Annotated in this window: 10 protein-coding genes and 1 tRNA gene; 9 read left to right on the top strand and 2 right to left on the bottom strand. The window is 59.5% G+C overall.

Going from position 1 to position 8,862, the window contains the following annotated elements:
* Window positions 1-68: 68 nt before the first annotated feature.
* The 3 genes from AB4Y71_RS05405 (at window position 69) to AB4Y71_RS05395 (ending at window position 1,919) form a co-directional block, all read left to right on the top strand.
* Window positions 69-144 (top strand) — tRNA-Gly (locus AB4Y71_RS05405).
* Window positions 145-383: 239 nt separating this feature from the next.
* Window positions 384-587, top strand: coding sequence for an antitoxin (locus AB4Y71_RS05400; RefSeq protein WP_134779950.1), 204 nt, complete (start codon window positions 384-386; stop codon window positions 585-587).
* A gap of 144 nt (window positions 588-731) precedes the next feature.
* Window positions 732-1,919 (top strand): benzoate/H(+) symporter BenE family transporter, encoded by a 1,188-nt coding sequence (locus AB4Y71_RS05395; RefSeq protein WP_441718476.1) that lies wholly within the window; start codon window positions 732-734, stop codon window positions 1,917-1,919.
* Between the two features lie 24 nt (window positions 1,920-1,943).
* Here AB4Y71_RS05395 and zapE read toward each other — a convergent pair whose 3' ends face one another.
* Window positions 1,944-2,984 (bottom strand): cell division protein ZapE, encoded by a 1,041-nt coding sequence (zapE, locus tag AB4Y71_RS05390; RefSeq protein ID WP_134779948.1) that lies wholly within the window; start codon window positions 2,982-2,984, stop codon window positions 1,944-1,946.
* Between the two features lie 215 nt (window positions 2,985-3,199).
* Here zapE and AB4Y71_RS05385 point away from each other — a divergent pair, with 215 nt between their 5' ends.
* The 4 genes from AB4Y71_RS05385 to AB4Y71_RS05370 all read left to right on the top strand — a co-directional run bounded on the left by AB4Y71_RS05385 (window position 3,200) and on the right by AB4Y71_RS05370 (window position 5,545).
* Window positions 3,200-4,114, top strand: coding sequence for a sulfurtransferase (locus AB4Y71_RS05385; protein ID WP_441718473.1), 915 nt, complete (start codon window positions 3,200-3,202; stop codon window positions 4,112-4,114).
* Entirely contained in the window at window positions 4,111-4,551 is a 441-nt protein-coding gene (locus AB4Y71_RS05380) for a SufE family protein (protein WP_441718471.1), read from the top strand. Before AB4Y71_RS05385 ends, AB4Y71_RS05380 begins: the two co-directional genes overlap by 4 nt.
* Before the next feature lie 54 nt (window positions 4,552-4,605).
* Window positions 4,606-5,109 carry a Cys-tRNA(Pro) deacylase gene (ybaK, locus tag AB4Y71_RS05375; protein WP_013349319.1) on the top strand — a complete coding sequence of 168 codons (504 nt, stop codon included), beginning with the start codon at window positions 4,606-4,608 and terminating at the stop codon, window positions 5,107-5,109.
* 136 nt (window positions 5,110-5,245) lie between these two features.
* Complete coding sequence (locus tag AB4Y71_RS05370) at window positions 5,246-5,545, top strand: thioredoxin family protein (protein WP_102597485.1); 300 nt, start codon at window positions 5,246-5,248, stop codon at window positions 5,543-5,545.
* 45 nt (window positions 5,546-5,590) lie between these two features.
* On the opposite strand, the gene AB4Y71_RS05365 is transcribed toward AB4Y71_RS05370, so the two are convergent.
* The gene (locus AB4Y71_RS05365; protein ID WP_441718468.1) at window positions 5,591-6,811 is read right to left on the bottom strand and encodes an alpha/beta hydrolase family protein; all 1,221 of its coding nucleotides are present in this window, start codon (window positions 6,809-6,811) and stop codon (window positions 5,591-5,593) included.
* Between the two features lie 62 nt (window positions 6,812-6,873).
* Between AB4Y71_RS05365 and msrB the strand changes: the two genes are divergently transcribed.
* A complete protein-coding gene (msrB, locus tag AB4Y71_RS05360) occupies window positions 6,874-7,317 on the top strand; it encodes a peptide-methionine (R)-S-oxide reductase MsrB (protein WP_134779942.1) in 444 nt (147 codons plus the stop codon).
* Window positions 7,318-7,465: 148 nt separating this feature from the next.
* Window positions 7,466-8,851: a DUF6421 family protein gene (locus AB4Y71_RS05355; RefSeq protein WP_441718464.1), complete on the top strand. Its 1,386-nt coding sequence runs from the start codon at window positions 7,466-7,468 to the stop codon at window positions 8,849-8,851.
* The last annotated feature ends 11 nt before the right edge of the window (window positions 8,852-8,862 follow it).

The following is an 8,862-nucleotide window of genomic DNA, read 5'->3' as shown; positions in this document are numbered from 1 at the left end:
CACTGGTTCGATCCCAGTATCGCGCACGGACTCATGGTTCACCAGACCATGAATCTAAAATTAAATATGCGGTCATAGCTCAGCTGGTAGAGCGCAACCTTGCCAAGGTTGAGGTCGCGAGTTCGAACCTCGTTGACCGCTCCAAATAAAGATGGGAATCACTTTTTCGTGGTTCCCATCTTTGCTTTAACTTCAAGCCCACGGCCATTGGCACCCATTAGACCCACAGGTCCCAAATCTGGGAGCACCCTGACAGCGGCCAGCATAAAACCTAAGCAGCTGACAAATTTTGCCCAATTCACTTCCGTGCGGTGGTCGAAGGACATAGGGTGGTGGGTAGTTGTGGAGCTAAAGGGGTTCCCACAGACGAATGGAGGTGCAGCATGGCAGGATTTGATGATCTGCGTGGCAAGGCAGAGGAATTCGCCAAGGAGAACCCGGAGCAGGTATCCCAGGGTATCGAACAGGCTGGCGATTTTGTCGATGATAAGACCGGCGGCAAGTTCGAAGAGCAGGTAGACGGCGTCCAGCAGGGTGCCGGCGACTACCTCAATGGCCTTGGCGGAGGCGAAAACAACGAGGGCTAATCCCCTCTCTGTTTTACCCTCGGCTTGCCCGAGCATCCTAGGAAGGCACCGACTGCGGTCGGTGCCTTCCTTGCTTTAATGTCACATCAGGACCTTAATTCCTGCTGATTATCGGCCAGACGGTTCGACCATGTACAAAAGAGTATGGCTCATCGCATACCGCCAGATCGAGGCGGCCTCTTTCAGTCAGCTATTGCTGGTCTGGTCACCACCATGGTGGGGTTCGTGGCTTCTTTCGCCGTCGTGCTGTCCGGACTGTTCCAAGTGGGGGCCTCGGTGGAACAAGCCGCCTCGGGATTGCTCATCCTGTCCGTCTGCGTGGGCTTAAGCACGATGGCGCTCTCGCTTCGATACCGTGTGCCGATCAGCATCGCCTGGTCCACCCCAGGTGCTGCGATGCTCGCTGCCTTGGCCCCAGGAGTTTTCGGGTTCAACCAGGCCGTGGGCGCATTCGTGGTCAGCGGAGCGTTGATAGTGCTTTCCGGTTTGGTGCCGTCCTTGCATCGACTGCTAACCCGCATTCCGGTGCCAATCGCCCAAGGCATGCTTGCCGGCGTTTTGATACCCCTGTGCTCGAAGCCCTTTACCGCCGTTGCCACCATCCCGATGCCCGCCTTGGGAATTCTCCTGGTGTTCTTGCTCGGGCTCAGGATCGTTCCAAAATTTGCCGTCGCTCTGAGCATGCTTGCAGCGGTGGGTTTCGGCCTGTGGCACATTGGCCGCACAGCGACGTGGGACTCCCTGGAAGTGCTTCCGCAGCTGCATTGGGTCAGCCCCGAATTCTCGTGGCAGGCCATCGCTAGCATCAGCATTCCGCTCTTCGTCGTGACCATGGCCTCGCAGAACATTCCGGGAGTGGCCGTGCTCGGTTCTTTCGGGTACACCGTGCCTTGGCGAGCCTCGATGCTGGTGACCGGTGTGGGTTCGGCAAGCGGTGCATTCTTCGGCGGACATGCGATTAATTTGGCTGCAATCACTGCGGCATTGGCCGCCGGCGAGCAGGCCGGTCCAGAACCCCGGCTGCGCTGGCGGGCCGCGGCAAGTTCCGGAGTGTTCTATTTGGTCTTTGGAGCCTTGAGCGCGCTGATCGTTTCAGTGGCCAGCGCCTCGCCCGAAGGACTGTTCCAGGCGGCCGCCGGATTGGCCCTGCTGGCTACACTGGCGAATGCTCTGCTCGGCGCGATGTCCGATTCCATTTGGCGGCTGAGCGCCTTGGCGACCGTACTGGTGGCTGCCGGCAACCTTACGCTCTTCGGCATAGGCGGTGCCTTCTGGGCACTAGTGGCAGGGCTCTTAACGCACTTCATCGTCGAGCGGAGCGTTCGACGATGAAGTGGCAGGACTGCGGTTGCCCAATTAGATGGCCGGTTCCCCGACCTGTCCTTCACGGGCGAGCGCGGTCAGGCGCGATACGGCTCGGAAGTATTTTTTCTGGTAGCCACCGGACATCATTTCCGGCGTGAAGAGTTCGCTGAAAGGCTTGCCGGAGGCAACAATTGGCACGTCCTTGTCGTACAGGCGGTCAGCGAGCACAACGAAACGCAGGGCGATGGCCTGGTCGGTGATGGTATCTACGTTGTGCAGAACCAGCACGTCAGTTTCGGAAAGCAATTGGCGGTAACGCGATGGGTGGACCTTCGAGAGGTGGGCTACCAGTTCATCGAAATTATCAACGGCAAGGGTCTTGCCCTGGTAGCGATCCTGCGCGAAGGACTCGATCTCCCCATCTGCCAGGGGCACAGGAGCATCAGGCAGGCCACGGTGGCGGAAGTCCTCGCCTTCAACACGGTGCACGTCGAACTGCTCGGAGAGGGTCTTGATTTCACGCTGGAAATCCACTGCTGCGAAGCGTCCCTCGCCCAGTGCGCCCGGCAGGGTATTGGAGGTCGCGGCAAGCTTCACGCCGGCATCGGCCAGCTCGCGCATCAGGCGGGACATCAGCACGGTATCTCCGGGATCATCCAGTTCGAACTCGTCGATGCAAACCAGCGAATACTGGCTGAGCACTTCAACAGTCTGGCGGAAGGACAATGCGCCAACCAAGTTGGTGTATTCAACGAAGGTGCCGAAAGCCTTGCGGCCCGGGGCCGCATGCCACAGGGAAGCCAGCAAGTGGGTCTTGCCCACACCGAATCCGCCATCGAGGTAGATGCCGTTCTTGGTTTCCTTCTTCTTGCCGAAAAGCTTGGACAAGAAGGAACCGGAGCTGTTCTTGCCTACGGTTTCAGCGAAAGCCTTGAGCTTATTGACCGCTTCGGTCTGCGATGGCTGGTTCGGATCCGGGCGATAGGTATTGAAGGACACTTCACCAAAGCGGTAGGACGGGTGGAAGCCGGCCAGCAGTTCTTCGATTGAAAGATTCGGCTTGGTCTCGCTCAGGTGGGTGATCGTCGCCATTGGCTGTGGGAGTCCTTCAGTTGATTGCTCAGAAATTAGTCAGGAAGCCGTGGCATTCCCATCGGCCAGTTTACCTTGAACGCGCCCAATAATTGCCTAAAATGTCGTAGCCCACACTGTGTTCGCAATCGATCGGGACTAGGCTAGAAGTAACGCCCGTTGCCCGCTGGCTCCAGCGCGGCAGAAACAGACACCCGCAAGGATCGTGATTAGGAATGTCGTTGCCCGTCGAGTCCAACGAGAAGTATGCAGCCTACGCTCACCCAGAACGGCTCGTTTCCACCCAGTGGGTGGCCGAGAACCTCGGAGCTGAGAATCTGGTCGTATTGGAATCGGATGAAGACATCTTGCTTTATTCCACCGGCCACGTACCAGGGGCATTGAAGATTGACTGGCACACCGAACTGAACGATGAGGTCACTCGCGACTACGTCGATGGCGAGGGATTTGCGAAGCTGATGGCCGCCAAGGGCATCACCCGCGAGTCCACCGTGGTCATCTACGGCGACAAGTCCAACTGGTGGGCTGCCTACGCACTGTGGGTCTTCACGTTGTTCGGCCACAAAGATGTACGCCTGATGGATGGCGGACGCGACAAATGGATAGCCGAAGGCCGCGAGCTGAGCACCGAGAAGCCAGCTGTAACCCCGACCGAGTACCCGGTGATCGAGCGCGTTGATTCGGAAATCCGCGCGTTCCTGCCAGAGGTCTTGAACCACCTGGGCAACCCGCTGATCGACGTGCGTTCGGCTGAGGAATACACCGGCGAACGCACCCACATGCCGAATTACCCTGAAGAGGGCGCCCTGCGCGGCGGGCACATCCCGACCGCCGCCTCGGTGCCATGGGCCAAGGCCGCTGCCGAGGACGGCACGTTCCGTTCGCGCGAAGAGCTGGAAGCCATTTACCTTGAGGGTGCCGGCCTGAAGCCAGGGGACGATGTGGTGGCTTACTGCCGCATTGGCGAGCGTTCGAGCCACACTTGGTTCGTGCTCAAGCACCTGCTGGGCTTCGAGACCGTGCGCAACTACGACGGTTCGTGGACCGAGTGGGGCAACGCCGTGGGCGTGCCGATCGTGCGCGGTGAAGCCGTGGGCGAGCTGCCAGCCAAGCGAGGAGCCCGCGCATGAGCCACGTCCCCAACGAACTGAACGAAATCGTCGAGGAATTCATCGACGTTCCCGAGGCCGACCGCCTGGAACTGCTGCTGGAATACTCGCGCGAACTGCCTGAGCTGCCAGCACGCCTGGCCGATCATCCTGAGCTCTTCGAGCAGGTTGTCGAGTGCCAGTCACCGCTGTTCCTGGTCGTTGAGGTCGGTGCCGAGGCTAACCGCACGGTGAACCTGTTCTTCTCCGCTCCCCCGGAAGCGCCAACTACCCGCGGCTTCGCCTCGGTACTGGCCGCCGGTTTGGATGGCGCCGATGCAGCGTCAATCCTGGCGGTGCCCGATGACATGCCGCAGCAGCTGGGGCTCACCCGTGCGCTCTCGCCGCTGCGCATGCGCGGCATGACTGCCATGCTCGGCCGCATCAAGCGCCAGATTTCAGAGCAGCTGGCCGCGTAGGTTCTCCTTGCAGCACAGCATTGCCAATTAATCGCAGCGAAGGATCTAAGAGCAGTGGGCAAGAAGAAGCAGTCCGCATCCACACCGGCTACCGCCGCGCTGGAAGCAGCCGGCATCAGCTATGTCGCGCATAGCTATGCGCATAGCGATTCAGCTGACAGCTACGGCGCTGAGGCAGCCGAGCAATTAGGCGTCAGCGGCGACCGGGTCTTCAAGACCTTGATGGTCTCCACCGGGGCCAATCCTGCCTTGGATCTGGCCGTGGCTGTGGTTCCGGTGGATTCGAAGCTGGATTTGAAAGCTATCGGCCTCGCACTGGGCAAGAAGAAAGCTCAGATGGCTGATAAGGCCGCGGCGCAGCGCCGCAGCGGTTATGTGCTCGGCGGCATATCCCCGTTCGGGCAGCGGCAGAAGACCGATACCGTCATAGATGCAAGTGCCCAGCAGTTTGACACGGTGTTTATTTCTGGCGGCCGGCGCGGTTTCAGCTTGGAGATCGCACCGCGGGATGCCGCGAAGGCGACCGGAGCCATCTGGGCCCAGATCGCTGTGCACTAGCAGCCATTGTGCAAAGGGCCATGCCCGCGAGAGACTATTGAACAGTTCCTCTTGCCGGGCATGGCCTTTTCTGTGCCCGCAGGCCAGCTGCGGGCATCGGCAGAGGAAGAGGCGGCCCGGACCCAGGAAGCAGCGCATGAAATTGGTATTGCAGTATTTTGCCGGTTGCCCGAACTGGCAAGAGCTTGAAGAGCTTGTGCTGGCAATAATGGCCGAGCGCAATGATCTTGAATTGCGCACGCAGGCGATCGCCACCGCCGAGGAAGCGGTGGAGCACGAATTTCGCGGGTCCCCCACCTTGCTCGTCGATGGCAACGATCCCTTTGCAAGCCACGACGCGGAAATCGGATTCTATTGCCGGCTCTACGCTACGCCCAGCGGGCTTGCGGGAAGCCCGAGCATCGAGCAGCTGCGCCAGGCCTTGGCCCAAGCCTGAGCGGGGGCATCCCACTTCAGACCCAGGTTCAAAACCGTTTCGGGGTTAGCTTGCGCGCGCGGCTATGCGCTTGGTGAGGAAGCCGGTCATGGCTTTGGCGAATCCTTGCGGATCCACATTCGGTTCGCGGGTATGTCCTGCCTTGGCAAAGGTTTTCAGCGTCACCAGATCCGGGCGCAGGGCAGCTAGCTTCAGGCTCGGACCATTGGGGACGAACTCATCATCCCGGCTATGCATGATCAGAGTCGGGAGCTTTAATTCCTCGGCGCGCTCCACCCAGTTCAACCGGCGAAGATTCACCGGTGCGGCCTGGCCGGTGACCCAGCGTCCGGCCTTGTTGGACAGCAGCCATTGGCCGAAGAGGCCGACAGATTGCGGGATCTTGTTGGCTCTGGCCTGGTGGGAGAGCACATCAACCCAATTGATCACCGGTCCGACCAGCATGAGTGAGTCAATATGGTGGGCCAGCTGGCTGCGATCTGCGGTTTGCAGGCTGATGGCACCTCCCATGGACCAGCCCAGCAAGATGATCTGCTTGGCTCCGTGGTTCAAGGCGAATTGGATTCCCGCTTCCACATCGTGCCATTCGGTGTCCCCCAGTCCGTAGCGGCCATCAGGGGCGCTGGGGGCCAGCCCATCATTGCGGTAGCTCATCAGCAAGGTCGTGGCACCAAGTTCGCTTAATGCTGGCAGGGCACGGATAGATTCATTGCGTCGAGCACCTCGGCCATGGACGCCGATAACCCAGAGATCTTCGTTTGCGGAGCCACGCACCAGCCAGGCTGGGCCATCTCCACCGTCGAGGGGTACGACCACATCTTCTGCTTCAAAGCCCAGATCCGAGGGGTGTTCGTAGATTGCGCCGGAGAAATTCCCGCGGCGCACTCCTTCCAAGGTGCCGTGATAGATCTTCTCAATTTTGCGCGCAACCAGTCGGGGCTTGCCCGGGACGTCTTCGGGTGCCGACAGGCGCAGTGCGCAGGAGTCGAATTCGGTGAGGAAGCTGCAGGAGCCCGGCTCGCTGGTTTCGTCGTCCTTGGTGAAATGCAGCCAGAGTTTTCCTTCGGAATCTGTACGGATTTCGCGAATGACGCTGTTGCCAGTGCGGCGTTCTTCCGGTGTGACCACGCGCCGGGCGAAGTAACCGGCGAGCGCTGAAACGCTGGCGGCCACCAGGGATCCAGCACCAAGCCCGAGCCCAACCCCAATCAGGGTTGCCGGCAGTGCTTTGCGTGGTTGCAAGGTATCTGTGATGTTCCGAGCCATGTTTTCATCTTTCCATGACCTGGCCCGGGAATCATCCAGCATGCTCGAACGTTTCATATTGCATGAGCAATGAATCAGTAAACCAACCAGTACAGCCAGCAGATAATGAGTCCGGGCGCAGTGATGTGCAGTGGCAGCAAATCTTGTCCGCAGAAGAATTCCACGTTTTGCGCCAAGCTGGGACCGAGCGTCCCTTCACCGGTGAATACTGGGATACGACGGCCGAGGGCGTGTACGCCTGCCGTGCCTGCGGTGCGGAACTGTTTGCCAGCACCACGAAGTTCGACGCCGGGTGCGGCTGGCCTTCCTTCTTCGCGCCGCTGGCCGAGGATCGGGTGCGCTACATCAGCGATGTGTCCATGGGCATGAAGCGTGTCGAGGTCCGTTGCGCCAGCTGCGATTCGCATATGGGCCATGTTTTCGAGGGCGAGGGTTTCAAGACCCCGACCGATCTGCGCTATTGCATGAATTCCCTAAGCCTGACTCTGCGTCCAGCTCAGGGCTAATGTCCTTGACGGTGGCAGGGAATGGATCACATTTAGAATAAGAGTTACTTGGCCATAGATGACTTAGCATCATCTTTTCTGTTGTTTGGGCGTAGCGTTGAGAGTAGGCAATTGAGCGCTCCCCAAACTTGAAAAGAAGGTGTACGAAATGACTCAGATTTCCTCCAAGCCGGCAACGGCCACCGATGCAGAAGTACTGCAGATCGCAAACTCCGAAGCTTGGCTGACCCTGAAGTCTGCCGCCACCGAATTCCGGGGCCTCCAGGCCCAGGACGGGTCCCTGGCCGAGAGCGGCACCGCAGCTCAGGCAGCCAAGCTCGTTGAGTCCATCATCGATTCGATCCACACTCTGCGCGTGCACTTCGAACACGATGCACCGTACCTGGAGCAGCTCGTTGGCGATCTTCGCAAGTGGGCAGATGCCGGTTTCGGCGTGCCCGACTTCCTCGACTCGCTGGTGCAGTTCCAGCCGCAGTCCCAGCGTGAAGATGGCCTGCTGCACTTGGTGCTCTTCCCGATGTACACCCAGAACGGTTCCACGAACCGCCACCTCGAAGCCGTACTGGTTCAGGTCATGTGGCCTGAGTTCATTGCCGAGCTGGAGAGCAATAGCTACACCAACGCACTGTTCGTCCCGCTGCGCTTCGTTGATTTCACCGAAGGCTACAACACGAACTCCGCGGTGCTCTTCCCAGAGTCCGTGGCTATCCGCGAAACCCCGTCCTTCACCTGGGGCGCCATCTTCCAGGACCGAGAAGCTGTCCGCTTCCGCAAGGTCTTGCAAGAAGCAGCGCGCATCACCAACCTCGAGTTGCCGGAAGATGCCGCTGAACTGCTCAAGGACCAGCACCTGACCGAAGAAACCTTCATCATGTGGGACCTGATCCACGACCGCACCCACATGCGCGGCGACCTGCCCTTCGACCCATTCATGATCAAGCAGCGCATGCCCTTCTTCCTGTACTCCCTCGAAGAGCTGCGTTGCGACCTGACGGCTTTCCGCGAATGCATGAAGATTGCCGCGAATCCCGACTCGGACCCGAAGAGCGCCAAGATGGCCAAGCTCGTGCAGTACGCAGTGATCTTCGACCGTATCTTCCGCTTCGCGATTACCGGGTCGCGTGTGCGCAACTACGATGGCCTGGGCGGCCAGCTGCTCTTCGCGTGGATGCACCAGCACCACGTGCTGCACTGGACCGACACCAAGCTGAGCATCGATTGGGACCAGGTACCCGAGGTAGTTGCAGCTTTGGGGGATGCAATTGACGAGCTGTACTGGAAGTCGATCGATCGCCCGAAGCTGGCCCACTGGATTGCAGCCTATGAACTGGTCTCGGCGACCGTCACTCCTAACCCGGCGTCAGTCTGGGCCAAGGGTCCGGATGCACTTCCGCTGACCGCACCTTTGCGCGAGATTACCGATCAGGTCATGGATGACGAGTTCCCGCTGTCGATGTTCTATGAAGCATTGAACAAGAAGATGAGCTCCGTCATCGAATCGACCAAGGGCATGACCGGCATAACGAAAATCTAGCCTTTCCTCTA

It is taken from the genome of Glutamicibacter sp. MCAF14, assembly GCF_052114325.1.
Lineage (GTDB): Bacteria > Actinomycetota > Actinomycetes > Actinomycetales > Micrococcaceae > Glutamicibacter > Glutamicibacter arilaitensis.
This window is presented reverse-complemented; position numbering and strand designations above follow the sequence as displayed.

Excerpts from the sequence above, each read along its gene's own strand:
- AB4Y71_RS05385 (WP_441718473.1), top strand. The coding sequence starts at position 3,200 with ATGTCGTTGCCCGTCGAGTCCAACGAGAAGTATGCAGCCTACGCTCAC.
- msrB (WP_134779942.1), top strand. The coding sequence starts at position 6,874 with ATGAGCAATGAATCAGTAAACCAACCAGTACAGCCAGCAGATAATGAG.
- AB4Y71_RS05355 (WP_441718464.1), top strand. The coding sequence starts at position 7,466 with ATGACTCAGATTTCCTCCAAGCCGGCAACGGCCACCGATGCAGAAGTA.
- AB4Y71_RS05395 (WP_441718476.1), top strand. The coding sequence starts at position 732 with ATGGCTCATCGCATACCGCCAGATCGAGGCGGCCTCTTTCAGTCAGCT.
- AB4Y71_RS05400 (WP_134779950.1), top strand. The coding sequence starts at position 384 with ATGGCAGGATTTGATGATCTGCGTGGCAAGGCAGAGGAATTCGCCAAG.
- zapE (WP_134779948.1), bottom strand. The coding sequence starts at position 2,984 with ATGGCGACGATCACCCACCTGAGCGAGACCAAGCCGAATCTTTCAATC.
- AB4Y71_RS05370 (WP_102597485.1), top strand. The coding sequence starts at position 5,246 with ATGAAATTGGTATTGCAGTATTTTGCCGGTTGCCCGAACTGGCAAGAG.
- AB4Y71_RS05365 (WP_441718468.1), bottom strand. The coding sequence starts at position 6,811 with ATGGCTCGGAACATCACAGATACCTTGCAACCACGCAAAGCACTGCCG.
- AB4Y71_RS05380 (WP_441718471.1), top strand. The coding sequence starts at position 4,111 with ATGAGCCACGTCCCCAACGAACTGAACGAAATCGTCGAGGAATTCATC.